Below are 25809 nucleotides of genomic sequence, written 5' to 3'. Positions count from 1 at the left end.
TAGAAGGGTTACTCGTTCGTTACTCCTCCGTGCCCATCCCCCTCCGGCTCTCGCCTGGAACGATCGCGGAGAGTCACCGGAACGGGAGGGCCGCGGCCACCGCATTGGCCCTTGACATCACCGGAGGTGAGGTGGCGGGTCAGCCCGCCGCGGGCTCCGGCCCGTCGCCCGTGGCGCCCGCCACCACGGCCTCGGCCACCGCGCGCATCGTGAGGCGCCGGTCCATCGAGGTCTTCTGGATCCAGCGGAACGCCTCGGGCTCGCTCCAGCCGTTGGCCTCCTGGAGCAGGCCCTTGGCCCGGTCCACGACCTTGCGGGTCTCCAGCCGCTCCTGGAGGCCCGCGACCTCGGCCTCCAGCGCCCGCATCTCGGTGTAGCGGCTGACCGCCATCTCGATCGCCGGAGCCAGGTCGGTCTTGGTGAACGGCTTGACGAGGTAGGCCATCGCCCCGGCGTCGGTGGCCCGCTGCACCAGCTCGCGCTGGGAGAACGCGGTGAGGATGACCACCGGCGCGATCCGTTCCGCGGAGATCCGCTCGGCCGCGGAGATCCCGTCGAGCACCGGCATCTTGACGTCGAGGATCACCAGGTCGGGCCGGTGCTCGGTCGCCAGCCGCACGGCCGTCTCACCGTCGCCGGCCTCACCGACCACGGCGTATCCGTCCTCCTCAAGCATCTCCTTGAGGTCCAGCCGGATCAGGGCCTCATCTTCTGCGATCACAACTCGCCGAGCGCTCTCCGTCACGCGCACGAGACTACCGGGACCCGCTACCCTGGTCTCAGCCAGGTCGGCCGAGCCGCCCTCGCGCCGAAGCGCAACATAAATGTCCGGATTATCTGGATAATTGCCCCGATATCCCAATCGGCAGAGGAAGCGGTCTCAAACACCGTTAAGTGTGGGTTCGAGTCCCACTCGGGCACCCTCCCCCGGCCGCCGCCCCAAGGGCGGCGGTTTTGTCGTACCCGCACCGGACACTGTCCGCATGCCGTTGACCACGAAGCGCGACCCCCACGCCCGGCTCGGCCCGCCGCGCCCCGCCCGGCGCGACGAGGCCCCCGGACGGCGCGACCGATCACCGCCGGAAGCGGCCGGCACCGGGCCGCGACGGTTGCCTCTGGTGCCCAGAGTGATCCCCGATCGAGACCGCGCGGTGATGCGGACGCCACCGCGCGACGGCGCGCACACGATACGAGCACCCCCTCCACTCCCCGCGCGCGCAGCCGCCGCGATCGGCGCAGCCGCCGGGATCGGGCAGGCGGACCGTCCGCCCGCACGTTGGCTCGCGGGCCGGTCCTACAGGTCCAGTAGCTCGGCGAGGACGGCCTGGTCCTCCTCGGGCGTACGGATCGTTGCCGGATCGCCGAGGTAGGTGTCCAGGAGCAGGTGGGTGGCGCCCAGGGAGCGGTAGCCCTCGATGTCGTCGCGGATCTGGGCCGTGTCGCCCTGGCCGGGGTCGCGGGAGGCGAGGGACGTCTCCGTGCGGTGGATCCGGATGCGGGGCGCCAGAGCGGGAACGGGGCGTCCGGCTGCGGCGGCGGCCTCGCGGAGCGCGGGGAGGCCGCTCTCGCGGAGCCAGGCGGGCGAGGCGAAGAGGGGGTGCCAGGCGTCCCCGAAGCGGGCGGCGCGGCGGACGGCGGGCGCGCTGTCGCCGCCGACCCAGACCGGCGGGGGCGGCGTCGGGCGCGGGGCCGTCGAGACCGTCTGGCCGTTGTGGATGATCTCGTCGTGGGTCCAGGCGTCGATGATCGTGCGCAGGTGGTCGTCGGTGGCGCGGCCGCGGCCGTCGAACGGGACGTCCAGGGCCGCGTACTCCAGCGGCGACCAGCCGGTGCCCACGCCGAGGATCAGCCGTCCGCCGCTCAGCTCGGCGAGGTTGGCGGTGACGCGCGCCGTGTGCAGGGGGTGGCGGTACGGGAGGACGGCCACGGTCGTGCCGAGCATGATCCGGCTCGTCCGCCCGGCGAGCCAGGCCAGGGTGGTGAACGGGTCGTAGAACGGCGCGGGGTACTGGGCCGCCACGTCGGGGGTGACGGCGACGTGGTCGGAGATCATGGCGAAGCCGAGGCCCGAGGTCTCCGCGAACGCGGTCCAGCTCTCCAGGCCGGACGGGGTGGCGTGGGGGCCGAAGTTCAGGATGTTGACGCCGATTTCCATGCCGACGAGTCAACCGCAGTGCGGCGCTCCTCGTGGAGGAGGGCGGCGCCGAGCGCGGTCAGCGCGTGCACGACGCTGTTGGCGTCGCGGCGGCTGGTGATGAGCCCCGCCTCGCGGAGCACCGCCGTGTGGCTGCTCGCCGTCGCGGCGGACACGCGGGCGGCGCGGGCCAGCTCGCCGGTCGTCCGGCCGTCGGCGGCCGAGCGCAGGATCCGCGCGCGGGTGGCGCCGAGCAGCCGGGTCAGCGACGTCCCGGCCGTACGGGACGTGTCGGCGGCGGCCGACATCAGCCGCATCGGGTAGACGATCGTCGGGGCAGCGCGGGGTCGGCGATCGGCACCGGGCCCCGCCAGCAGAACCGCGACGGCACCAGCACCAGTCCCCTGCCGTTCAGGAACAGGTCGCGGTCGAGCGGATGGCGCATCTCCAGGACGGGCGCGCGCCACCGCATCATCGGCCAGAAGCCGCCGAGCACCCGGCCGATGCCGCCCGTCCGGCGCTCGACGCTGCGGACCGCGTGGTCGACCTCGGCGCGTTCGCGAATCCCCGGCCAGTACGGCGCGAGGACGGTGCGGTGGTAGGCGCGCAGGGCGCGGCCCAGTTCGTCCAGGGCGGCGCGGTCGCCGTCCGCGAGGGCGCGGAGCGGCAGGGGGACGCCGCCGGGGAACGGCGTCCGTTCGAGTTCGCCGCGCAGCCGCCGCCTCGGCGTCGCGAGGACGCCGTCGATCCCGGCCTCCAGGCCGAGCAGCCCTTCGGAGGGGGTGAGGAAGTCGGGCCAGTACGACGCGTCCGGGGTGAGCGGGAACAGCAGCTCCCGCACGACCCCGGACAGTCCCGCGCGCCGCAGGTCCTCCCGCGCCCGTACGCGCCACTCGCCGAAGACGGACGACCCGTACCGGGCGCGGAGCATCTGGAGGCTCAGCACCGACTCCCACAGCGGGTCGGGGGTCTCGGCGACGCGCGTGCGCACGAGGTCCTCACCGGTGAAGTGCACCCGCAACATGTCCGCCCCCGCGAAGACTTCCCAGGCCACCGTCGGCCCCGAGCATCCCGTAAACGCCCGCTGAACGCGCTGTGAACGGGCGAACACGCATGGCCATGGCGGCTGGCCTGGCTGTTTAGGGCTGGGCCGAAGGACGGCGCGGGCGAGGGGCCGGGTCTTCGAGGATCTGGCATCGACAGCACCGTCCGTTCGGGGAGGAACCATGAACACCAGGAGTCTCAAGGTCGGCACGGCAGCGGCGCTCGGCCTGGCGGCCGGCGCGGCGACGCTCACCCTGGCCGTCCAGCCCGCGCAGGCGAGCGCGCTCGCGGCGACGCAGGCGGACACCGCCGCGCAGGCCGCCGCGGACACGCGGACGGGCACGGCGCAGGGCGGCGCGGCCGCGCAGGCGGAGGCGTTCGCCGCGGCGCCGGCAGGCGCGGGAGCGGCGGCCAACTGCTCGGGGCGGCTCATCGACCGGAAGGTCGCCACCTACAGGGGCAAGGCCGTCGCCGAGCTGGTCGTCTTCCACAAGGCCGGACGCAACTGCGCCCGGATGAACCACCTCGGCGCCACGCGCGGCGTCAAACTCCGTACGAGCGTGTTCCTCGCCGTGTGCAGGCAGAGGCATCCGGCGCCGACCTGCAACGTCCTCGGCAGGCCCGCCGCGGAGGACCGCAAGGTCCGCTACTACGCCGGGCCGGTGTGGAAGGCGGCGCGGGGCCACTGCATCCACGCCGCCGGCGACATCTACTTCCACGGCAAGCGGCACCTGGAGACGAGGCCGGGCGCGTCCCACTGCCGCTGACCTCCGGACGGCGGAACGCCCGCACCGGGCCGCGGGGGCCGGGTGCGGGCGTTCCGCATTCCGCTGGGCGGGATCAGACGGCGACCGGGGTGCTGGCCGGCTCCAGGGCCAGGTCGAGCACCTCGCGGACGTCGCTGACCGCGAAGACCGTCATGTCCTTCAGGACCTCCTCGGGGACGTCCTCAAGGTCCGGCTCGTTCCGCTTGGGAACGATCGCGGTCGTGATGCCGAGGCGGCTGGCGGCCAGCAGCTTCTGCTTCAGCCCGCCGATCGGCAGCACCCGCCCGGTCAGCGAGACCTCGCCGGTCATCGCCACGTCCGAACGGACCGGACGCCCCGACAGCAGCGAGGCGAGGGCCGTGGTCATGGTGATGCCCGCGCTCGGGCCGTCCTTCGGGATCGCGCCCGCGGGCACGTGGACGTGCACGCCGCGGTCCTTCAGGTCGCCGACGGGCAGTTCGAGCTCGGCCCCGCGCGAGCGCAGGTAGCTGAGCGCGATCCGCGCCGACTCCTTCATGACGTCGCCGAGCTGGCCGGTGAGCGTCACGCCGGTGTCGCCGGTCTCCTTGTCGGCCAGCGACGCCTCGATGTAGAGGACGTCGCCGCCCGCGCCGGTGACCGCGAGGCCCGTCGCCACGCCGGGGACGCCGGTGCGCCGCTCGGACCTGCTCAGCTCGACCTCCGGCGTGAACCGCGGCCGTCCGAGGTAGTCCTTCAGGGTGTCCGGGCCGACCGTGACCGGCAGGCCCGCCTTGCCCAGCGCGACGTTCGCCGCGACCTTGCGCAGCACCCGCGCGATCGAGCGGTCCAGGGACCGCACGCCCGCCTCGCGGGTGTACTCGGCCGCGAGCAGCCGCAGCGCGCCGTCCTCGAACGCCACCTCGGACGCCTCCAGCCCGGCCTTGTCGAGCTGGCGCGGCAGCAGGTGGTCGCGGGCGATGGTGACCTTCTCGTGCTCGGTGTAGCCGTCCAGCTCCACCAGCTCCATGCGGTCCAGCAGCGGGCCGGGGATCGCCTCGACCACGTTCGCCGTCGCCAGGAACAGCACGTCGGACAGGTCGAGCTCGACCTCCAGGTAGTGGTCGCGGAACGTGTGGTTCTGCTCGGGGTCCAGGACCTCCAGCAGCGCCGCGGTCGGGTCGCCGCGGTAGTCCGCGCCGACCTTGTCGACCTCGTCCAGCAGCACGACCGGGTTCATCGTGCCCGCCTCGCGGATCGCCCGGACGATGCGTCCCGGCAGCGCGCCGACGTAGGTGCGCCGGTGGCCGCGGATCTCCGCCTCGTCCCGGACGCCGCCGAGCGCGACGCGGACGAACTCGCGGCCCATGGCCCGCGCGACCGACTCGCCCAGCGAGGTCTTGCCGACCCCGGGAGGGCCGGTCAGCGCCAGCACCGCGCCGGACCGCCGCCCGCCGACGACGCCGAGCCCGCGCTCCTCGCGCCGCTTGCGCACGGCCAGGTACTCGACGATGCGCTCCTTGACGTCGTCCAGCCCGGCGTGGTCGGCGTCCAGGATCTCCCGGGCGCCCTTGATGTCGTAGGAGTCCTCGGTGCGGTCGTTCCACGGGATGTCGAGGACGGTGTCCAGCCAGGTGCGGATCCAGCCGCCCTCCGGGGAGGCGTCCGACGAGCGCTCCAGCTTGTCGACCTCCTTGAGGGCCGCCTCGCGGACCTTCTCGGGGAGGTTCGCGGCCTCGATCCGGGCGCGGTAGTCGTCCTCCTCGTCGGCCGGGTCGCCGTTCAGCTCGGCCAGCTCCTTGCGGATGGCCTCCTGCTGCTGGCGCAGCAGGAACTCCCGCTGGGTCTTCTCCATGCCCTCCTGGACGTCCTTGCGGATCGTCTCCGCGACGTCCAGCTCGGCCAGGTGGTCGCGGGCCCAGCCGGTCACGAGCTCCAGGCGCTCGACCACGTCGACGGTCTCCAGCACCTCGATCTTCTGCTCGTCGCTCAGGTACGAGGCGTAGCCGGAGTTGTCGGCGAGGACGGACGGGTCGTCGATCTGCTGGATGACGTCCACGACCTGCCAGGCGCCGCGCTTCTGGAGGATCGCGCTGAGCAGGCTCTTGTACTCCTTGGCCAGCTCGTGGGCGCGGCCGTTCGCCGGGGGCGTCTCGATCTCGGCGCCCTCGACCCACAGCGCCGCGCCGGGGCCGGTCGTCCCGGTCCCGATCCGGACGCGGGACACGCCGCGCACCACCGCGCCGGGCTCCCCGCCCGGCAGCCGCCCCTCCTGCTCGATGACGCCGAGGGTGCCGATGCCCGCGTACTGCCCGTTGTTCCTGGGGACGACGAGCACCCGCGGCTTCTGAGCGGAGCGGATGCCGGGCCCGCGGCTCTGCGTCACGGCGCGGGCCGCCTCTATGGCCGCGCGCACCTCGCTGCTCTCGGAGAGGTCCAGGGGGACGACCATCCCCGGCAGAACGGCCCCCTCGTCCAGGGGCAGCACCGGCAGCGTCAGGGTCTCGCTCATGCTCAGCTCCAAGTCTGTCTGGGGACCCAACTCCAAGTTGAGTCATACACACTCAAGAAAACGGAGCAGGATTTTGTTTCCTCAGCAACGTTCGCTCTCAGCGATCACCGCCGCGTCCTCCGGCGGGGAGCCGCCGCGTTCTCCGGTGGGAAGGGGGTGGCGGCCGCGGATATCGTCGGGGGTGCGCAAAGTACTTCATGGCGAGTCGGTGACGTTGCGGGCCCCGGTGGAGTCGGACGTGGCCGTGCTGGCGGCGGTCCGCGCGAAGCCCGAGGTGCGCCGGTGGTGGCGCGGGGGCGGCGACCTCGCCGCCGAGATGGCGCGCGACCTCGCCGATCCCGGGAGCGAGGCGCTGGTCATCGAGCACGGCGGCCGGACCGTCGGCCTGATCCAGTGGCATGCGGAAGAGGAGCCCGACTACCGGCACGCCGGCATCGACATCTTCCTCGACCCGTCCGTGCGGGGGCGGGGTCTCGGGCCCGACGCCATCGGCGCGCTCGCGCGGCACCTGTTCGACGACCACGGCCACCACCGGATCACGATCGACCCGGCCGCGTCGAACGCCGCCGCCATCCGCTGCTACGAGAAGGTCGGCTTCCGTCCGGTCGGCGTCATGCGCCAGTACGAACGCGGCGCGGACGGCACCTGGCACGACGGCCTGCTCATGGATCTGCTGGCCGGCGAGCTGGTCGCCCCGCCCTCCAGGGCGTGAGCCGCGGCGGCTCGGCGCGCCGAGCGCTGGACGGCGGGGCGTTCGCGGGGTCAGCCGCCCGTCATGAGGTCGGCGAAGGCCCGGGCGGCGGGGGTGGAGGTGAAGAGGCGGTCCAGGCGCGCTCTCGCTAGCCGGCGGCGGAACGGGCCGGCCAGGGTGTCGTCGCCCGACTCGTGCAGCATCTCCGTCATCCAGCGGGAGAACTCCTGGTGGTTCCACACGCGTTCGAGGCAGGTCTCCGAGTACGCGGCGAGCGCCGAGTCGTCGCCGTCGCGCAGGGCCGCGCGCAGTGCGCGGGCCAGCACGTTCGCGTCGGCGATGGCGAGGTTCATGCCCTTGCCGCCCATGGGCGTGATGATGTGCGCGGCGTCCCCGACGAGGAACAGCCTGCCGTACCGCATCGGGTCGACGACGAAGCTGCGCATCTCCACGACGGACTTCTCGGTGATGGCCCCGGTCGGCAGGGCGCTCTCGCCGAGGCGCAGCCGCAACTGCTCCCAGATCCGGTCGTCGTCCCAGGCGGAGAGGGCGTCGTCGGGCGCGCATTCCAGGTAGAAGCGGCTGGCCTGCGGGCCGCGCGGGAACTGCGCGGCGAAGCCGTGGGACGAGACCGCGAGGAGCGGGTGGCGGGCGGGCGGGACGTCGGCGAGGACGGTGAACCAGCCGATGCCGTGGTCGTAGCTGTACGTGGTCAGGGCCCGTTCCGGTACGGCGGCGCGGCTGACGCCGTGGTGGCCGTCGCAGCCCGCGACGTAGTCGCAGGCGAGCTCCCGTACGGTTCCGCCGGAGTCGCGGTAGGCGACCGTCGGACGGTCGCCGTCCAGGCCGTGCAGGGACACGTCGTCCACGTCGAACCGCAGGTCGCCGCCGCCGTCCAGGAACGTCGCGACGAGGCGTCCGACGAGGACCTGCTGGGGCACGATGCGGCCCGTCCGGCCGTCCGCCAGCGCGGGAACGTCGAGGTAGCGCGGTTCACCGTCCACCCGGAACTCGACGACGGCGTCCGGGGGCGCGCCCGCCAGCAGGGCGTCGGCGAGGCCCCAGTCCTCGAAGACCCGCGCCCCGGCGTGTTCGAGGATGCCCGCGCGCTGCCGCCGCTCCACGTGCGAACGGCTCCGCGCCTCCAGCACCACGCAGGAGACGCCCGCGCGCCGCAGCATGTTGGCCAGGGACAGCCCGGCGGGGCCGGCTCCGATGACGGCGACCTCGGTGCTCTCGGGCGTACTCGGCATGGACGGTCCCTCTCGGCTCGGCGACGTTCCGGACGGCCCGGGCGGCGGGGGCCGGGCGCCGCTCTCGATGATGGGGCACGTTCGCCCGATTCGTCCGGCGTACGGGTGTGCGGGACGGGCGGAAACGCGTGAACGGGCCCCGGAGGGGTCCGGGGCCCGTTCGTCAGCGGGCGCGGGTCAGCGGAGGCGGAGGCGGTGGACGCCGCCGTCCTGCGTTCCCGCGTAGAGCCACGCGCCGTCGGGGGTCGCGGTGAGCGCGGTGACGGCCGTGTTCTGGAGGTCGCCCGACACGTTCGCCCACGTACGGCCGCCGTCGGTGCTGCGCAGGACGCCCCGGCCGCCCTTGAGCAGGCCCGCGTCGGTGAACGCGCCCGTCGAGGCGTACAGCGCGCCGCCGCGGGCGGCGACGACGTCGGTCACGCGCATCGGCGGGCCGCCGGCGCGCGCCTCGCGGAACGTGCGCCCGCCGTCGTCGCTGACCCGGATCACCGCCCCGGCCGCGATCACCCGGCGGGGCGAGGACGGGTCGGTGAACACCTTGGTGACCGGGCCGTCCTGCACCTTGGTGACCGTCTCGCCGCCGTCGTCCGAGCGGTAGAGGCCGTCGCGGTCGCCGAGCCAGATCCGCCGGGGGTCCTTCGGGTCGCCCGCGGCGGTCGTGAAGACGTGGCCGTGCAGGAGCCGCCGCCACGTCGCCCCGCCGTCGTCGCTGGCGAGCAGGCCCGAGTCCCGCAGGGTCTTGAACGGGACCGCGATCCGCTTCGGGTCGGCCGGGTGGACGAGCAGGTCGTACGGGGTCTCCTGGGCCCGGACGACCTGCTTCCACGTGGCGCCGCCGTCCTGGCTGCGCAGGACCTTGAACACGTCCACCGACGGGCTCGTCACGACCTTCCACACCTCGCGCGGATCGCGGGGCGAGACGGCGAGCTGCCCGACGGCCGTGCCGAAGTACGCCTCCTTCGCCGTCCCCCACTCGCGCGTGCGCGCGGTGACGGCGCCGGTGGGCGGGGCGGTGCGGTAGAGGTCGAAGTCGGTGGCGGCGATGAGCGACGGGCGGCCGTCCGCGCCGTTCGCCATGGCGAGGTCGTGGACGGTCGCCCCCTGGATGCCGACGCGGGTGTACGAGCCGCCGCCGTCCCGGGTGGCGAACAGGCCCGCCCGCTCGGACGACAGCAGCGTCTCGCGGTCGCCGCCGGACCCCCAGGCCCCGAAGTCGTTCTCGATGGCCCCCTCGATCGGCTCCTTCCACGTCGTCCAGTCGGCGCCGTGGTCCTTGCCGACGTGCTCCTCGGTGTACGAGCCGATGAGGATGTCGCCGTCCACGATGCGGAGGCTCTGCGGGAAGCCCCTCGGCACCTGGTAGAGCTGCTTCCACGTCGCGCCGCCGTCGCGGGAGCCCCGCACGGTCCCGTTGTTGGCATCGGTCACGACCATCGTGCCGTCGCCCTGGACGTGGCGCGTGCCGGGCGCGGCGAGCGCGAGCCGCGCGTCGCCCGGCGCGTCGCCGGTGATGCCCGGAACCGTCCAGACGCCGTCGTGCGCGGCGACGAAGAGGGCGCCGCCCGAGATGGACAGGTCGCTCGGCCGCGAGCCCCACGGCGCCGGGCGGGCCTGCCAGGTGGCGCCCCGGTCGCGGCTGACGTGGAACGCGTCGCCCGCGAGCGCGACCAGGGTCGTCCCGGACGGGTCGATGACGAGGCCGTCGACCGCCACGTCGGGGAACCTCAGGGTCGTCCACGTGCGCCCGCCGTCCTCGGTGCGCAGGATCTTGCCCTGGTAGGTGGGATCGACCTGGCCGGCGGTGAACGAGCCGGAGCTGACGGCGTTCCACATCCGGCGGCCGTCGCGCGGGTCGATCACGACCCGTCCGGTGCCGCCGATGCGCGGGCCGACGGGGAGCCTGCGCTGCTGCCGCCAGGAACCGCCCCGGTCGGTGGTCAGCCAGACGCCCGAGTCGCCGAACTGGGACAGCGCGGCCTGGCCGGGCGCCGCCGGCGTCGTCGCGATCGCGCCGGAGCCGGAGTTCGGGCCGACGGGGTCCCAGTGCGCGCCGCGCGCGTCGGCGGGCGTCACCTCGAACGCGGCGTCGCCGGTGAGCACGCGGCCCCGCGCCGTACTCCCGCGGGCGGTGACCCGGTACGTGCCCGCGCGGTCGCCGCGCAGCGGGGCCCGCCACCACTGGTCGTGGTCGAGCCTCGCCGTGACCTCGGCCGTCCGGCCGTCGGGGCCGGTCACCGCGACGACGGGCGGCGCCTGGAGCGCGACCGGGGCGTGGACGAACGCCTCGGACGCGCCGTCGCTCGGGTCGGGCGAGGTGTGGACGGTGAAGTGGCGAGCGGCCAGCAGGTACGGGACCCGGACCCGGACGCGGCCGGACGACTCGATCCAGCCGGTCAGGTCCGCGTCGCGTTCCGGCGTGCGGGCCGAGACGGTGACCTTGACGTCCGCGCTGCGTCCCGCCGGGATCGACACGGTGCGCGGCGAGATCCGCACGTCCGCGCGGTTCCCGAACCCGCGTGCGCGCAGCGGGACGGTGGCCCGGCGCTTCCCCGCGTTGGCGAGGCGGACCGTTCCGGTCCCGCGCACCGTACGGCCCGAGAGGTCGGCGAGGCCGAGCGACAGCGCGGGCGGCGAGGCGGTCACGTCCGCGTCGGCGGCGGCGGGCAGGTCGAGCCGTCCCGCGCCCTGCTCGCCGGGCGCGAGGCCGTCCAGCCGCTTCGCGCCCGCGACGAGCGCGCCGCCGATCGCGGTGGCCGGACGGTCCGGGTGGAGCTGGCGCAGCAGCGCCGCCGCGCCCGCCACGTGCGGGCCCGCCATGCTCGTGCCCGACAGCCGTTCGGTCCCGCCGTCCGGGACCGTGGAGAGGATCTCGACGCCGGGCGCGACGAGGTCGGGCTTGGTCCCGAACCTGTCGGACGGCCCGCGCGAGCTGAAGTCGGCGAGCCGGTCGGTGGCGTCCTCGGACGCCAGCCGCAGCCGGACCTTCCCCTTGCCGAGCAGGCCCAGCAGGTGCGCGGTCTCGTACGCGTCGGCGTCCAGGACCACGAGCCTGCCGAGGCGGCCGTCACCGGTGGCGAAGCGGTCCCGCGGCGGCCCGGACGGGGGCTTCGCGGCCGTTCCGGAACGTTCCGCCGCGAGCTGCGGGCCCGAGCTCTCCTCGCCGCCGAACAGCGCGGCGAGCGCGCCCCGCCTCTCGATCTCGCGCGCGACGGGCTCGGTCTCCGTGACGTCCACGCCGCGGACGAGCACGACCGCGCCCTTGACGTCGCCGAGTCCGTCCAGCTCCTCCGCGGTGCCGTGCCCGCCGTCGAGCAGCGCGGCGTCCGACGCGCGCGCGGGCGGGACGGCCGACAGCGCGTTGCGGAACGCCTGGACGTTCTCCTTCGCGGGCCGGACGACGCTGAGCCGCGGCACCCGCACCCCGCTGGTGCTCGCGCCGACCGAGATCACGCCGTCCGCGGCGGCGGGCGTCCCGACGGTCTGCGCGCCGGGGCCCTCGTTGCCCGCGGCGGCGACCACCACGATCCCGGACTGCGCGGCCCGGGTCGCGGCGCGGCCGATCGGCTCGGTGCCGTCGCCGGCCGCGCCGAGGCTCATGTTGATCACGTCGGCGGGGTGCGCGGCGGCGGGGTCGGCGGCGGCCTCCAGCCCGGCGAGGACGGTCGACTCCGCGCCCTGCCCCCGTCCGTCCAGCACCTTGTAGGCGGCCAGCCCGGCCTTGGGCGCCACGCCCTGGACCCCGCCGTCGCCCGCGATGATCCCGGCGACGTGCGTGCCGTGCCCGTTGTCGTCCCGCGGGTCGCCGTCGCCGTTGACGAAGTCGTACCCGGCCGCGACCTTGCGGCCCTGCCCGAACCCCCGCCGAGGTCCGGGTGCCGGTAGTCGATCCCGGTGTCCACCACCGCGACCGTGGTGCCGTCGCCGCGCGTCCCGCGCCCGTCCGGCGCCTTGCGCTTCCACACGCCCGGCACGCCGGTCAGCTCGTTGCTCGCGGTGTCGGCGCGGCGCATCGTCAGGTCGGGGTGGACGGCCGCGACGCCGGGCAGCGAGGCGAGCGCGGCCCGGTCGCGTTCCCTGGCGCGCACCGCCACGCCGTTGAACAGCAGCGTGAACGACCGCTTCTCGGTCAGCCGGACGCCCCGCGACCTCGCCTTCGCGAGCAGGTCGCGCTGCCCGGCCCGCAGCGTTCCCCGCCGTTCCGCGACGGCCTGCCGCGCCGCGGCGGCCCGCAGCCCGGCCGGAGCGGTCGCGGCGGTCGCCGCCGGCGCGGCGGCGAACTCGATGATCAGGTCCGTCGTCCGGTCGCCGCCCTCCCCGGCCAGCGCGCGCGGGACGGCGACGGTGACCGGGACCGCCGCGAGCAGCACGGCCGCCGCGCCGCGCCGCAGGCGGGCGAGGTCGGGGGACGGAGGCGGGGTCTCGGACGGTGGCGGGATCGCGATGGCGTCACGGGGGCTCCCTCGAAGATCAGGTGTCCCCCCGGTCCTACGTTCCGAAGATCGCCACTGTCGACGTTTTCGCCCGTCCACCTGGTGACAACGGCACGTTTGTGCCATCTACGGTGTAGATCATCTTCACGCGTGGGGGAACGATGAGCGACGACGCCAACCTGTTCGAGCCCGTCGGGCTCTCCGCCGCCGACGAGCGGGTCTACCAGGCCGTTCTCGACGCGCCCGGCAGCACCGCCGCCGAGCTCGCCGCCGCCCGCGGCGTCCCGCCAGCGCGGCTCGCCCGCCCCCTCGCCCGGCTGGAGCGGCTCGGCCTGGTCGGCCGGTCGTCGGGGACGCCGCGCCGCTGGTCGGCGACCATGCCGGAGGCGGCCGTCGAGATCCTCGTCAGCCGCCGGATGGAGCAGCTCCAGCGGCTGCGGCTGGAGACCGGGGAGCTGATGGAGCGGTTCCGGGCGTCCGCGCGCGCCCGGCAGCCGGGCGAGCTCGTCGAGGTGATCGCGGGCGCGGAGGCGTCCGGACGGCGCTTCGCGCAGATCCAGGCGACGGTCGCCGAAGAGATGCTGATGTTCGACCGCCCCCCGTACGTGCAGGCGGGCGGCAACCCCTGGCAGCGCCCGATCCTGGAACGCGGCGTCCGCTGGCGCGCGATCTACGCGCCGGAGTCCCTGTCGGTGCCGGGCGCCCCGGACACCGTCCTGGAGCTGCGCTCCCTCGGCGAGGAGGCCCGCATCCTCGACGGCCTGCCGATGAAGCTCGTCATCGCCGACCGCCGCATCGCCCTGCTGCCGCTCGTCGCCGACGACGTGATCGGCCAGACGGTGGTGGTCCACCCGTCGTCGCTGCTGGACAGCCTGGTCATGCTGTTCGAGGCGCTGTGGCAGCGCGCGATCCCGTTCGCCTCACCGCCCGCCCCCGCCTCCGGCGGCCCCGCCGAGGAGGACCGCCGCCTGATCGAACTCCTGGCGATGGGCCTCAAGGACGACGCCATCGCCCGCCAGCTCGGCCTCTCCACCCGGACGACCCGCCGCCGCATGAAGGCCCTGAGCGACGAGCTCGGCGCCCGCAACCGCTTCCAGGCGGGCATGGAAGCCGCCCGCCGAGGCTGGCTCTGACCCGCCTCCCCCGCGGCGCGCGGTGAGCCGCGCTCGCGGCGCGGCACCGCTCCGCTCCGCTCCGCGACCGTGGCCCGCCGCACGCTTCGAGGCTTAAACGACCAGACGCCGCAGGGAGCCGGGTTCCTCCTCCTGCCCGCTCGCCCGGCGGGACTCGTTGGCGGCCCACTTGAACACGCCCGTCGCCATCAGCGACGGCTCCGCCTTCGCGCGCGCTCCGTACACCTCGGCGCGGATTTCGTGCAGCGCGGCGTTCTCCGGGTCGGCCTGCGTCGCCATCTCGGCGAGGTGGGCGGCCAGGCGCAGGTCGCCCTCGTCCACCGCGCGGCGCGCGGCGTCGGCGACCTTCGCGGCGCCGCCCGCCAGTTCCGCGACGGCGCGCGCCACGTCGGCGTCGCGGGCGGGCTTGAGGTGGGCGGGGTTGCCGTCGTACCAGCCGCCGTACATGCGCCACAGGTTCCGGACGATGAACTCGGGCTCGTCGTACTTCGGCTGGAGGTAGACGCGCTCGGACAGGCGCGCGGGCGGCTTCACGGCGTGGACGATGTCGTCCAGCCGCGACCCGTCGTTCAGCATGGCGAGGGTCTGGTCGATGATGCTCTCCAGCCATTCGGCGGTCTCGGTGAGCGCCTGCTCGATCCGGTCCGAGCCGAACACCGGCGCGCCGTGCGACGGCATCATGACCTCGGCGCCGAGCGCGGCCATCCGGCGCAGGTCCCGGGCCCACTCGCGCGGGTAGCGCTGCACCTTCTGCGGGTTGCCGCAGTTGGGGGTGAGCCAGATGAACATGTCGCCGGGCAGCAGCAGCCGGTGCTCGGGCACGTACGCCACGGCGGCGTCGTCGGTCTCGCCCATGGCGTGGAACAGCTCGAACGTCAGCCCGCCGCGCGTCACCGTCATGGCGTCGCGGAACGTCACGTCCGGCAGCCGGTACTCGGTCGGCCAGCGCAGCCCCGGCGCCTGGAACTGCCGCTGGTTGATCACCGAGTTGTATCCGGCGGTCAGCGCGTAGCGGTCGAACCGGTCCCGGACGCGCTCCTGCGCGACCACCTGCGGGCGGGGGCGCCCGGCGGCCTCCGCGCCCGCGTCGTACGGCCCCATGCCCATGACGTGGTCGATGTGCCCGTGCGAGTAGAACGCCAGCGTCAGCGGGTCGGCGCTCCACTCCCGGACCGCGGCGTGCATCCGGTCCGCGACGTGGGCGCTGCCGGTGTCGAACAGGATCAGCTCCCCTCCGGCCCGGAACGCGACCACGTTGCCGAAGCCGGCCTTCCAGCCCACCCCGTCGGCGATCTCCACGACGCCGTCCCCGCCGCGCCCGGTGTGCGCGATGCTGTCGTCGCTCGCGCCGTTCCACACCTTGTCGGCGTACGCCCGGATGTCGATGGTCACACTGCTTCCTTCCGTCAGGTGATGCGGGAACTCTGGAGGGACGCGCGGTCCCGGGCCGGGCGGACGAACGCCGCGGCGAGCAGCCCGCCCGCGACCATCAGCCCGCCGGCGAGGTCGAAGGCGTGCTGGAAGCCGGCGGCGGCGGTCCCGGCGGCGTCCACGAGGGCGCCGGTCAGCAGCGGCCCGAACGCGCCGGCGGACGACGCGGCCGCCGTCACGGTGCCGAGGAGCGCGGCGCGCTGCCGCAGCGGGGCCAGCTCGGCGAGGGCGGCCTGGAAGAGGCCGAAGAACGCGTTGCCGGCCGTGAACGCGACCATCATCACGAGGACGAGCGGGGCGCCGCCGCCGACGCGGGTCAGCGCGAGCACGCCGCATCCCGACACGGCGACCGCGGCGCCGCCGACCACGCCGCGCGCGGCCCGGCTGGACCGGCCGCCGCGCAGCATCCGCGTGGACGCGTAGCCGAGCGCGAGCATGAACGCGATGCCGACGACCTGCGTCCCGGCCGCCAGCATCGACGCCTTCTCCAGCTCGATCCCGTGCACGCGCTGGAGGAACTGCGGCAGCCACGTGACCGCCACGGCCAGCATCCAGAACGCGGCGAACGCGCACGCGAGGCCGCTCAGCACCGTCCCCCGCGTGAACAGCGTCCGGTACGGCACGCCCGGTTCCGGCTCCGCCGTTTCCGCGCGGGCCGAGTAGGGGCCCTCGCCGCCCCACGCCCGCCACGCGAACAGCCACAGCACGCCGAGGACGCCGGTCAGCGCGAACGCCGCCCGCCAGCCGAGGCCGCCGATGGTCACCGCGAGCACGGGCGCCCCCACCGCGACGCCGACCGCGCCCCCGACGGTGAGCAGCGTGCCGGGCAGCGCGCGCTCGCGGTCGGGGAACCAGCTGAACGCGGTGTGGTTGGCCATGGCGAACGCCGGGCCCTCCGCGGCGCCGAGGGTGATCCGCGTGGCGACCAGGACGGCGAGCCCGGCGGCGGGCACCGCGACCACGAGCTGGGACGCGCTCCAGACCGCCACCAGGACGGTCAGCAGCCGGGCGGCGCCGATCCGGTCGGACAGGAACCCGACCGCGACGCCCGCGACGCTGAACAGCAGGAAGAAGGCGCTGCCGACCGTCCCGAACTGGGTGTCGGTGAGGCCGAGGTCCTCGCGGATGTGGTCGCCCGCGAGGCCGAGGACGGTCTTGTCCATGAAGTTGACGACCATGAACGCCAGCAGCAGCGCGACGACCGTCCACGCGCGCCGGGACGGCGGGGCGTCCGGCGCGGGCGCGGTCGCGTTCGCGGGCGGCGGGGACGGCTGGGAGGGAGAGGAGGGGGAGGAGGGGGCGGGCGCGGCAGGCTCCATGCGTACGCTCCGATCCGCGGCGGGATGGTGCGGATCACTCTTCCCCGAGGGCCGGGGGCGGGCAATGGACCTTCAGCCCACCTCGTTCCCGGCCGCACTGTGAGATGTCACAACGAGTGGGTCGATGCCCGCCGATGCCGGACGATGCTGCTGCAAACGGTGCCGTCGCCGGACGTGAGGTGACGTTGCGCGACGTTCCACCCGCCCGGATCGGGGTCCGGCCCTCCCGGTTCGGTAATGCGGAAGTAAAGCCATGATCGCGATCACGATTCTTCGTTGACCTGGGTTTGCGTCGCCATGGCGTGCGGGTACTTACCGCAACGAGATCGTGACGCACAGTAAACGAGCGCCCCTCGGGTCGGTAAAACGGCCCGGGGCTCCGCGCCGGCCCTGGAAGAGGAGGAACCCGATGCGCGGTGGCAGGACCCCAGACCCTACCGCCCTCCGTTCCACCGGCGCCCGCGCTTTCGCGAATCTCACGGACCCTTCCCCCAGCGGACCGGTCCGTACGGCCGAGGATGCCTCGGGCGCACCGTCCCGTATCCGGCACCACCCCCTGCCCGCCTGGATGCGCACCATGACGGTCCCCGTCGGCACACCTCGGGTCCTCGGCCGTACCGGACCGGCCCGCGCACGCGACCACCACAGGGCGCCGGCGCCGTACGCCCCCGCGGCACCGGCGCCCCTCTCAGCCGGGCCGGCGGCATCTTCGAGCAATGCCGCCGGCCCGGCCCTCCGCCCCTGGGCTCGCCGCGCCGGGCCGCCGCCGGCGGCTCCCGGCCGCCCCTCGCACGGCGCCGGGAGGAGGTGAGAGCAGGTCCGACCAGGCTCCGGCGCCAGCCGGTACGTCCAGGCGGCCGGTCTTCCGTCCCGACCCCCGTCCCGGCCGCCAGGACGGCAGCGCGCAAACGCTGCCAGTGAACCCGGCCCGCGAAGGCACCAGCCTCCGCGGGCCGGGGCCTTTTCATGCCGAACGCCGCCCGCGGCCCGCGCTCCGCCGCTCCCCCGTTTCAGAGCCTCTTGCGCCAGTACTGGCCGTGGATCTCGCCGCCGAAGCGGCGGACCGGGGGCTCCTCCACCTCCAGCTCGAATCCGGCGCGCTCGTAGAGGCGGTGCGCCGGGCGCTGGAGCGCGGTGGTCCAGAGCATGATCTCCTTGTAGCCCGCCCCGGCGGCGAACCGGACGCACGCGTCGACGAGCGCGGCGCCGACCCCGGTCCCCCGGGCTCCCGGCTCGACGTGCAGCAGCCGGAGCTGGGCCACCGTGTCGTCGCGGCGGACGCAGAAGACGCCGCCGATCCGTTCGCCTCCGGCCTCGGCGATCCAGGCGTCCTCCCGTCCGGGGACGTGGTTCTCGACGTATCCCGCGACCACGCCGGCGACGAGCGCCTCGTACGTGCGGTCCCAGCCGCATTCGGCGTCGTAGAGGACGCCGTTGCGCTCCACGATCCAGCCGAGGTCGCCCGGCCGCAGGCCGCGCAGGGTGAACGGCGCGTCGGGGCGCGCGGCGCGCGGCGCGGGCGGCGCGCCGTCCCGGACGGCGCCGCCGAGGGCTCCGCGGATCGACCGCATCGAGGCGAGCAGCCGGTCGCGGCCCGGCTCGGGCAGGCTCTCCAGCAGCGCGCGGATCTCGGCGACCGACCGCTCGTCGAGCATGGCGAACACCTCGCGGCCCCGCGCGGTGAGCCGCGCGACCTGGCGGCGCGCGTCGCCGGCCGAGCGCTCGCGCCGGACCAGGCCGTCGCGCTCGAAGCGGGCGAGCATCCGGCTGAGGTAGCCCGGGTCGAGGTCGAGGGCGCGGCGCAGGGCGAGCACCTCGGTGTCGTCCCGCTGGGCCAGCTCGAAGATCACGCGGGCCTCGGTGAGCGAGTACGGCGTCCGCACCAGGCCCTCGCCGAGCACGCCGATCACCGCCGTGTAGAACCGGTTGAACGACCGGACCGCCGCCACGTCCGCCGTGCTGACCGCCATGCGCGCCTCCATGATCTTTGACTGAGTCAAAGATTAGGGGACGCGTGGGCCCGTTCCAACCCGTTTGCCGGGGACGCGCTCCCACTCAGGGGAGGCGGCACCGCGCCACGGAGGAACGGCGGGAGGTCAGGCGTTCGCGCGCTCGTCGGCGCCCTCGGCGGGGCCGCCCCGGGCGGCCAGGACGCGCGCGTCGGCGACGACCCTGCGCTCGACGAAGAAGGTCATGAGCGGGATGACGCCGCCGAACACGATCAGCACCATCCGGCTCAGCGGCCATCCGGTCCGCCGCCACAGGTCGTACGAGGCGGCGAGGTAGACCATGTAGAGCAGGCCGTGGACGGGCGCGACGATCCCGGCCACCGACGCCTCGCCGGTCGGGCCGTACTTCAGGACCATGCCGACCACCAGCAGCAGCAACAGCGTGCCGACCACCAGGGCCAGAGCCCGGTACCTGGTCACCGCGGCTTCCACAGTTCACACCTTTCGTCGGCCTGCCGGACGGCGGGCCGGGGGTCGGCCGCGCCGGTGCGCCGGATCGTCACGCGCCGCGCCGGGCGGCGCGGCGCGTCAGTCGCGCCGGTGGGTCTCGGAGTTCAGCCGGGCGAGGTAGCGGTTGTACGCGGCGAGCGAGGGGTCCTCCTCCTCGTGCCGCTGGATGATCGCGCGCTTGATCGCGGCCTCGGCGGGCTCCTCGATGACCTTGGGCGCCTGGCGGCTGTCGTCGCCGCTCAGGTCGTCGCGGATCATCTTGACCCACATCACGATGACGAACAGCGCGAAGATCGGCCATTCGAACGTGTAGGCCCAGCTGCGGTCGTTGCCGTCCTGGGCGCGGTCGTACTGCCACCACCCGAAGCCGATGAACGAGGCGCACAGCACGATGGCGATCAGATGCAGCCCGAGCCATCCAGGGGTGAAGAACCGTCGCACGTCAACGAGCGTACCCCCGCCTTCCCGCGACCCGCGCACACCCCCACCCGAGGGCCTTCGCCGCCGGGGCCCCGCTCGGCGCGCTCAGGCCCGCCGCGGCGGGGGGCCGGTGTAGACGGCGCGGGGGCGCAGCGGGGAGCGGCGCTCGTACTCCTCCAGGGCGTGGGCGAGCCATCCGGCGGTGCGGGCGACGGCGAAGACCGCCTCGCCCGCGCCGGGCACCATGCCGGCGACGGCGGCGAGGGTGGCCGGCGCGGCGTCCACGTTGGGCGCGGGCAGGCGGCGGCGCTCGGCGTCGGCCAGGACGGCATCGGCCGCGGCCAGCCGCTCGTGGTCCGGCGCGGCCTCCCTGATCAGGCCGAACAGGCGGGTCGCGCGGGCGTCGCCCGCCTTGTAGACCCGTGGCCGAAGCCCGGGACGCGCTCCCCGGCTCGCAGCCGTTCGCCGATCACGCGGGACGCGTCGGCCGGGTCGGCGATCTGCGCGAGGAGCCGTTCCACGCCATACGACGCGCCGCCGTGCAGGGGCCGTGGGCCACGCCGAGCGCCGCCGCGACCACCCCGTACGGGTCGGCGCCGACGGACGCGGCGATGCGGGCGGCCACGGTGGACGCGGCCAGCTCGTGGTCGATCAGCAGGATCATCGCGCCCTCCAGGGCGTGCAGGAGGCCCGGGTCGGCGGGTTGCGGCACAGGCGCGTCCAGAGCCTCGCGGCGATCCCCGCCGGGCCGCTCCGTTCGCCGCCGGGGCCCTGCCCGTCCTCCCGCGCGGCGGGCGGCAGCGCCTCGACGAGCCCGGCGATGAGGGCGCGGCCGGTGGCCGTCACGCCGCCGGGGTCCTGGGAGAGGCGGAACGGGTGGGTGGCGTCGAGGTCGCGGGCGGGGACGGGGAGCTGGCGTTCAGGCTCGTCCAGCTCTGCAACGCGCAGACCGGCCGCCCGCTCACCGACGACGAGCTGCGCCTGATCGGCGGGCACCCGGGGCAGCTCGACTGATCCGTCGCCGCGGGGGTTCCGGGGGCCGCGTGATCTTCGGAACCGGGGGCGGATTGTCGGCGGCCGGCCGTACGTTCTCCGGCATGGCAAGCACGGCAACCGCGGCCAGCGCCGCGCAGGGCTACACGTACTCGCGACCGTCGGGACTGGACGAGGGGCTCCTCGGCCTGTCCACCTCCGGGGGCACGACGTCCACCGGACCCCAGGCCCATCCGTACTTCTTCAGCGGGCTGCTCACCCAGGCGGCGCCGGCCGCGGCGGCGCTGACCGCCCTCGCCGACGTCGCGCGGACCCGCTACCACCAGCCGCGCCCGACGTCGTTCCGCGACCCGGTCGTCACCTGCAGCGGCGACCGGCTCCGGATGGAGTCGTTCTCCGCGTGCTGCGGCGTCTACGCGCGGCTGGACGTGCTGGAGGGCGCGCTCGACGGCGAGGTGCACGAGCGCGGCACCACCAACGTGGACGTCAACGGCCCGCTGCGGGAGGCGCTCGCGCGGGTCGGCGGCTCGGACCCGCTGCACCTCGCGGTCGGCGCGGACGAGCTGGCCGTCACCACGCTGGACGGCGCGGTGGTGGAGAAGAAGGTCCCGCTGCCCGAGCGGTGGCTGCGCGGGTTCGCCGAGGTGCAGGTCATCACGGCCGGGTTCGACCCGCGCGCGGAGCTGGCGGCCCCGGAGGCCGTGCGGTTCCTGCGCGGCCTGCCGAAGGGCTCGCGCGGCGAGCTGTGGGCCGTTCCGGCCGGGCGGTCGCTGCGGGTGGCGTCGCGGGCCGCGGCGGGCGCGGTGTGCCTGCCGGGGCCCGAGCGGCTGCGGACGATGCTGCCCCTGCTGCGGTTCGCGAAGGCGCTGCGCGCGTACGGGCCGTCCGTCCGGGCGGGGAGCGGGCCGGTGGCGAGCGTCTGGGAGCTGGAGCTGCCGGGGATGCGGTACGTGCTGTCGCTGTCCCCGGAGGTGCGGCGCGGGTTCTCCGGTGAGGGCGCGGTGCTGGAGGCCCTCGCCTCCGACGAGGCCGCCGGCGACGCCGACCTGCTGGGCGCGCTGCTGTCGTTCGAGCCGCGCGTCGAGCCCGACCTGCTGGCCGAGCGTGCGGGCATCGGCGCCGCGCGGGCGCGGGCGGCGCTGACGCAGCTCGGCACGTCCGGCAAGGTCGGGTTCGACACGGCCGAGGCGGCGTTCTTCCACCGCGAGCTGCCGTACGACCCGTCCCGCGTGGCCGCGCTCAACCCGCGGCTGCGGTCGGCGCGGACGCTGGTCGACGAGGGCGCGGTCCGGTTCGCCACTCCGGACGTCGCCGTCGTCACGAGCAACGGCCGGGAGCGGCAGGTGCGGTTCGACGGCGGCCGGGCGTCGTGCACGTGCCCGTGGTGGGCCGACCACGGGGGCGGGCGGGGGCCCTGCAAGCACGTCCTCGCCGCGCGCGCCGTCCGGGAGAGCGAGGGCGCCGCCGCCGCGGTGCTGGAGGGTGAGGGCCGGTGACCGCCTGGGGAGCGATGCGGGAGCGGATCGAGTCGGGCGACGCCGGCGAGGTCGCCGCGTTCGCGCGGCGGCTGGACGAGGCCGAGCGCCGGGCGGTCGCGAAGGAGCTGCCGGGCTACCTGCGCGAACGCGTCGCGCTGAGCGAGTGGCGCACGCTGGACGCCGAGGCCGTCCGGCCGCTGCTGGTCGCCGGGGCGGGCACGCTCGGCGGCCCCGCGGCCGTCGCGACGTGGCTGAGCCGCCGCGACCTGCGGAGCTGGTCGCAAGAGAGCTTCGCGGGCCGCGTCGTCGAGGCCGCCCTCGACCGTCCGGCGGAGTGGCGGGCGGAGGTCGCGCGGCGGCTCGCCGAACGGCTGCGGATCGACGCGGACTGGCGCGCGGGCGACCTCTGGGACTTCACGGCGGCGTTCGCCCGCAGCACGGGGCTGGAGCCTCCGGCGACGGACGGGTTCGTCGCCGGATGGGTGCGGCACCGGCCGTACGATCCGCGGGTGCTGCGCGACGACCCGTGGGCCGACGTGCTGCTGCCCCGGGTCTTCGAGGTGGACGGCCTCGGCGCGCTGCTCAGCGAGGAGTGGCCGGAACGGATCGCGGCGCTGGCCGAGGAGGGCCGGTTCGACCGCAAGCCGCTGCTGGACGGCTGCGTGAGCCGGTTCCTGCGCGGCGGCGAGGCGCGGGACCTGCGGTGGTTCGTCGCGCTGCACGACGCGCTGGCGCCCACGCCGGACGAGTCGTTCGCCCGGCTGCGCGACCACGTGCGGCTGCTGCCGGCCTCGCCCGCGGCCGTCGCGGAGATGGCGTTGCGCGAGGTGCGGCGCGCGGACGACGACGGGCGGCTCGGCGCGGCGGAGTTCGCGGAGGCCGCCGACGCGCTGCTGTTCCGTCCGGAGAAGAAGCTCGTGCGCGCCGCGCTGACCTGGCTCGACCGCACGGCCCGCAAGCGCGGCCGGGTGGACGCGACGCTGGCCGCGCTCACCGCCGTCTTCCCCTCCGAGGCCCTCGACCTGCGGGAACGCGCCGTCAAGGGCGCCGTACGGCACGCGGCCCACGTGACCGATGAGCAGACGGGCGCGGCGGTGCGCGAGGCCGCCGCCGTCCTGCCCGCGGACCTGCGGGAGGCGGTCGCGGCGGCGTTCGGGGAGGTCGAGGAGCCGGAGGCCGGGCCGCCGGTCCCGCCCGGTCTTCCGCCGTTCACGCCGCGGACGCTGCCGCCGCCGATCGGGTCGCCGGCGGAGCTGGCCGAGGAGTTCGCGGCGCGGACGCGCACCGAGTCGGAGTGGCCCGGGACCGAACGGCTCGTCGCGGGCGTGGTCGAGCTGGCGTACCGCGACGCCGACGCGGTACGCGAGGCCCTCCGGCGCGTGCTGCCGGACGCCGCGTCGTGGGAGATGTCCCCGCACGCCCTCGACTCGTACGACCCGGGCGTGTGGGCCACGATGTGCGTGCGGACGCTGTTCGACCCGAAGCCGAAGCACGGGCTCGTCGACGCGCGCGGCATCTTGCGGCACGGCCGTTCGTGGACCCGCGGCGACCGGGACGTGCCGGTCCTGGACCGGTTCCTGCGGTGGCGGCTCCGGGAGGCGTCGGCGGCGGTCCGGCGCGCACCGGTCCTGCTGGCCACCCCCACGGAGGGCAGCGGCCACATCGACCCGGGCGTGCTCGTCTCCCGGCTGGAACGGCTGGAGGCGGCGGGCGCGGACCCCGGCCGGGCCGACCTCGCCCAGGCCCTCCTGCGCCTGCCGCGCGACGCCGCCGACCTCGACGGCGACGCCGTCTCCCGGGCCGCGCGCCTGCCGTCCAAGGCGGGACGGGCCGTCGCGGCGTGGCTGGCGTCGGGCGGGCTCGCGGACCCGGACGTCGAGTGCGCGACGGTGTCGCTCCCCCAGCGCGGGCGCCGGTACGGGAGCGGCCGGCCGGAGTACGTCTCCGGTACGGTCGCGACGGTGCTGGCCGCGGGCGGTCTCCCGCCCGACATCGCCCCGCTGCTCGCCGTCCCGGAGGACGGCGAATGGAAGTCGCTGCCGTGGCCGTACTACTACGGGCCCATGGCGTGGTGGCCGTCCATGCTGCCGTCGCACCGCGAGGTCGTCGCCGCGCACGTCCTGCCGTACTCCGGGCACTGGGACGACGTCTTGGTCGGGCAGGGCGCCCTGCTCGCCGAGCTCGCGGAGGCCGACGGCCCCGCGGGGACGGCGACCGCCCACGTGCTCGCGTACGGGCTCGCGACCTCGCCCGCCGACGAGCGCGCGGCCGTGGTCGACGCGTTCGCGGCGTTCGCGGGCCGGGGCGCGCTGCCCGCCGCCGGGCTCGGCACGGCCCTCGGCGCGCTCGTCGCCCGCGACGCCGTCACGCTGAACCGCGCCGCGCGGGCGCTGGACGGCGTCGCCGACACCGGCGCGTACGCCGACGTCCTCACCGTGATCACCGCCGCGCTGCCCGCCCTGCTGCCCGCGCCGGGCGAACGGCCCCGGAGCGGGCTGCACGACCTGATCGCCCTCGGCACCCGGGCCGCCGAGGCGACCGGCGCGCGGGCCGACGTCCCCGGCCTCGCCGCGGTAGCCGCGCGCGGCGGATCGAGCCGCCTCGTCCGAGAGGCGGCCCGACTGCACCGAACGCTGACCTAGGAGGCACATACCCCCGGCCCCTACGATGAGCGGGCTTTTCACGCCCCAACGGCACGATCGCTCATGACAGGACGGCGATGACACCGAGCCGGGCGACACCCGGCGCAGCGGCCCGTCGTCGCCGTCCTGACCGGCCCCCAAGTGCTCGGCGGCGTCGGCGTAGCGACCGGCGTCACCATCAGCACGCCGGCGGCGGCGACGCTGCCGGGCTCCGACACCGTCGGCAGGCTGGCGCAGCCCAGCGCCGTCGCGGCCGAGGGCAACGCCGCCGCCGCGGTCGCGGTCGGCGGCGCCGCGGGCGCGATCGTCACCGCGCTGTCCTGGGGCGCCCTCGCCGCCATCGCGACCGCCCCCTGGTCGTCTCGATGGCCGTCGCGGTCGGCGGCGGTGCCGCGGGCGCGATCGTCACCGCGCTGTCCTGGGGCGCTCTCCCGGCCATCGCGACCGCCCCCTGGACGTCCCGATGGCCGCCGCCATCGCCGCATCCCGCGGCGGGGGCCGCAACCGTCCGTCGGCCGCCGGTGTTGGAATGTCGGACACCGCTGCCAAGCTGAGCATCGGAAGGAGCACCGTTGACTGACACCCTCGCGTTCGGCACGGCCGACACGCCGCTCGGCCGCCTCCTGGTCGGCGCCACCGAGACCGGCGTCGCCTGCCTGACGTTCCGCGACACCCCCGGCGGCCGCGCCCGCGCGGCCAAGGCGGCCGGTCTGCCCGTCGTGGACGACCCGGCCCGCCTCGACACCCCGCTGAACGCCGTCGCCGGCTACTTCAAGGGCGACACGGGCCCGTTCGGGCTGCCCATCGACTGGCGCCTGGTCCCGCCCGTCCACCGCGAGGTCCTGAGCACCCTCTACGAGACCGTCCCGTACGGCAGGACCGTCACCTACGGCGAGCTCGGCGACCGCAGCGGCACCGGCGTCCACGCCCAGGTCATCGGCCAGGTCATGGGAGCCAACCCGATCCCGCTCATCGTCCCCTGCCACCGCGTCGTCGCCGCCAACGGCCTCGGCGGCTACAGCGGCGGCTCCGGCGTCGAGGTCAAGCGCTGGCTGCTCACCCTGGAGGGCGCACTCCCCGCCACCCTCGACTGGTCCCCCGACCAGGGTCCCGACCAACCCCGCTGACCCGCGGGCCGAGGCCGG

The 25809-nt window shown here is 75.4% G+C and carries 20 protein-coding genes, 1 tRNA gene and 1 pseudogene; 8 read left to right on the top strand and 14 right to left on the bottom strand.

Going from position 1 to position 25809, the window contains the following annotated elements; genetic code table 11:
- Positions 1 to 139 precede the first annotated feature (139 nt).
- On the bottom strand, positions 140 to 751 hold the full coding sequence (locus tag GEV43_RS30460; RefSeq protein ID WP_164717217.1) for an ANTAR domain-containing response regulator: 612 nt from the start codon (positions 749 to 751) through the stop codon (positions 140 to 142).
- Positions 752 to 846: 95 nt separating this feature from the next.
- On the opposite strand from GEV43_RS30460, the gene GEV43_RS30455 reads away from it, so the two are divergent.
- Positions 847 to 921 (top strand) — tRNA-Leu (locus GEV43_RS30455).
- A gap of 373 nt (positions 922 to 1294) precedes the next feature.
- On the opposite strand, the gene GEV43_RS30450 is transcribed toward GEV43_RS30455, so the two are convergent.
- From GEV43_RS30450 to GEV43_RS30445, 3 genes are read right to left on the bottom strand one after another with little or no spacing between them, the layout of a single operon-like run.
- Positions 1295 to 2155 (bottom strand): TIGR03619 family F420-dependent LLM class oxidoreductase, encoded by an 861-nt coding sequence (locus tag GEV43_RS30450; RefSeq protein WP_160823622.1) that lies wholly within the window; start codon positions 2153 to 2155, stop codon positions 1295 to 1297.
- Positions 2131 to 2451: a helix-turn-helix transcriptional regulator gene (locus GEV43_RS48380; RefSeq protein WP_206681334.1), complete on the bottom strand. Its 321-nt coding sequence runs from the start codon at positions 2449 to 2451 to the stop codon at positions 2131 to 2133. Before GEV43_RS48380 ends, GEV43_RS30450 begins: the two co-directional genes overlap by 25 nt.
- The gene (locus GEV43_RS30445) at positions 2442 to 3158 is read right to left on the bottom strand and encodes a hypothetical protein (RefSeq protein WP_206681333.1); all 717 of its coding nucleotides are present in this window, start codon (positions 3156 to 3158) and stop codon (positions 2442 to 2444) included. The genes GEV43_RS48380 and GEV43_RS30445 overlap by 10 nt, the downstream gene beginning before the upstream one ends.
- Before the next feature lie 202 nt (positions 3159 to 3360).
- On the opposite strand from GEV43_RS30445, the gene GEV43_RS30440 reads away from it, so the two are divergent.
- Positions 3361 to 3945, top strand: a complete 585-nt coding sequence (locus GEV43_RS30440) for a hypothetical protein (protein WP_160823621.1) — start codon at positions 3361 to 3363, stop codon at positions 3943 to 3945.
- 73 nt (positions 3946 to 4018) lie between these two features.
- Here the strand turns inward: GEV43_RS30440 and lon are convergent, their stop codons facing one another.
- Positions 4019 to 6415: an endopeptidase La gene (gene lon, locus GEV43_RS30435; RefSeq protein ID WP_160823620.1), complete on the bottom strand. Its 2397-nt coding sequence runs from the start codon at positions 6413 to 6415 to the stop codon at positions 4019 to 4021.
- A gap of 181 nt (positions 6416 to 6596) precedes the next feature.
- Between lon and GEV43_RS30430 the strand changes: the two genes are divergently transcribed.
- Positions 6597 to 7127, top strand: coding sequence for a GNAT family protein (locus GEV43_RS30430; RefSeq protein ID WP_309239915.1), 531 nt, complete (start codon positions 6597 to 6599; stop codon positions 7125 to 7127).
- Positions 7128 to 7177: 50 nt separating this feature from the next.
- Here the strand turns inward: GEV43_RS30430 and GEV43_RS30425 are convergent, their stop codons facing one another.
- Positions 7178 to 8359, bottom strand: a complete 1182-nt coding sequence (locus GEV43_RS30425; protein ID WP_160823618.1) for a 4-hydroxybenzoate 3-monooxygenase — start codon at positions 8357 to 8359, stop codon at positions 7178 to 7180.
- 177 nt (positions 8360 to 8536) lie between these two features.
- Positions 8537 to 12319 carry a S8 family serine peptidase gene (locus tag GEV43_RS30420; protein ID WP_160823617.1) on the bottom strand — a complete coding sequence of 1261 codons (3783 nt, stop codon included), beginning with the start codon at positions 12317 to 12319 and terminating at the stop codon, positions 8537 to 8539.
- A 631-nt stretch (positions 12320 to 12950) separates the two neighbouring features.
- Between GEV43_RS30420 and GEV43_RS30415 the strand changes: the two genes are divergently transcribed.
- A complete protein-coding gene (locus GEV43_RS30415) occupies positions 12951 to 13922 on the top strand; it encodes a helix-turn-helix domain-containing protein (protein ID WP_160823616.1) in 972 nt (323 codons plus the stop codon).
- 93 nt (positions 13923 to 14015) lie between these two features.
- Here the strand turns inward: GEV43_RS30415 and GEV43_RS30410 are convergent, their stop codons facing one another.
- The 7 genes and pseudogenes from GEV43_RS30410 to GEV43_RS51445 form a co-directional block, all read right to left on the bottom strand.
- Positions 14016 to 15314: an alkyl sulfatase dimerization domain-containing protein gene (locus GEV43_RS30410; RefSeq protein WP_309239914.1), complete on the bottom strand. Its 1299-nt coding sequence runs from the start codon at positions 15312 to 15314 to the stop codon at positions 14016 to 14018.
- A gap of 14 nt (positions 15315 to 15328) precedes the next feature.
- Positions 15329 to 16672 carry an MFS transporter gene (locus GEV43_RS51450; protein ID WP_160823615.1) on the bottom strand — a complete coding sequence of 448 codons (1344 nt, stop codon included), beginning with the start codon at positions 16670 to 16672 and terminating at the stop codon, positions 15329 to 15331.
- Between the two features lie 1010 nt (positions 16673 to 17682).
- The gene (locus tag GEV43_RS30400) at positions 17683 to 18642 is read right to left on the bottom strand and encodes a helix-turn-helix domain-containing GNAT family N-acetyltransferase (protein WP_160823614.1); all 960 of its coding nucleotides are present in this window, start codon (positions 18640 to 18642) and stop codon (positions 17683 to 17685) included.
- Between the two features lie 126 nt (positions 18643 to 18768).
- Positions 18769 to 19113 (bottom strand): DUF3817 domain-containing protein, encoded by a 345-nt coding sequence (locus GEV43_RS30395; RefSeq protein ID WP_160823613.1) that lies wholly within the window; start codon positions 19111 to 19113, stop codon positions 18769 to 18771.
- A gap of 96 nt (positions 19114 to 19209) precedes the next feature.
- The gene (locus GEV43_RS30390; RefSeq protein ID WP_160823612.1) at positions 19210 to 19572 is read right to left on the bottom strand and encodes a hypothetical protein; all 363 of its coding nucleotides are present in this window, start codon (positions 19570 to 19572) and stop codon (positions 19210 to 19212) included.
- A gap of 84 nt (positions 19573 to 19656) precedes the next feature.
- Positions 19657 to 20215: pseudogene (locus GEV43_RS47685) on the bottom strand (citrate/2-methylcitrate synthase).
- Positions 20212 to 20397, bottom strand: a complete 186-nt coding sequence (locus GEV43_RS51445; RefSeq protein WP_175250161.1) for a hypothetical protein — start codon at positions 20395 to 20397, stop codon at positions 20212 to 20214. The pseudogene GEV43_RS47685 and the gene GEV43_RS51445 overlap by 4 nt, the downstream one beginning before the upstream one ends.
- Positions 20398 to 20427: 30 nt before the next feature.
- Here GEV43_RS51445 and GEV43_RS51440 point away from each other — a divergent pair, with 30 nt between their 5' ends.
- The 4 genes from GEV43_RS51440 to GEV43_RS30370 all read left to right on the top strand — a co-directional run bounded on the left by GEV43_RS51440 (position 20428) and on the right by GEV43_RS30370 (position 25791).
- Positions 20428 to 20565, top strand: coding sequence for a hypothetical protein (locus GEV43_RS51440; protein WP_175249951.1), 138 nt, complete (start codon positions 20428 to 20430; stop codon positions 20563 to 20565).
- Between the two features lie 83 nt (positions 20566 to 20648).
- Entirely contained in the window at positions 20649 to 22040 is a 1392-nt protein-coding gene (locus tag GEV43_RS30380) for an SWIM zinc finger family protein (protein ID WP_160823611.1), read from the top strand.
- Positions 22037 to 24664, top strand: a complete 2628-nt coding sequence (locus GEV43_RS30375) for a DUF6493 family protein (RefSeq protein WP_160823610.1) — start codon at positions 22037 to 22039, stop codon at positions 24662 to 24664. Before GEV43_RS30380 ends, GEV43_RS30375 begins: the two co-directional genes overlap by 4 nt.
- Positions 24665 to 25236: 572 nt before the next feature.
- Positions 25237 to 25791 carry a methylated-DNA--[protein]-cysteine S-methyltransferase gene (locus tag GEV43_RS30370; RefSeq protein ID WP_160823609.1) on the top strand — a complete coding sequence of 185 codons (555 nt, stop codon included), beginning with the start codon at positions 25237 to 25239 and terminating at the stop codon, positions 25789 to 25791.
- Positions 25792 to 25809 lie beyond the last annotated feature (18 nt).

The sequence above is a fragment of the Actinomadura sp. J1-007 genome (assembly GCF_009793335.1).
Classification (GTDB): Bacteria; Actinomycetota; Actinomycetes; order Streptosporangiales; family Streptosporangiaceae; genus Spirillospora; species Spirillospora yumaensis.
This window is presented reverse-complemented; position numbering and strand designations above follow the sequence as displayed.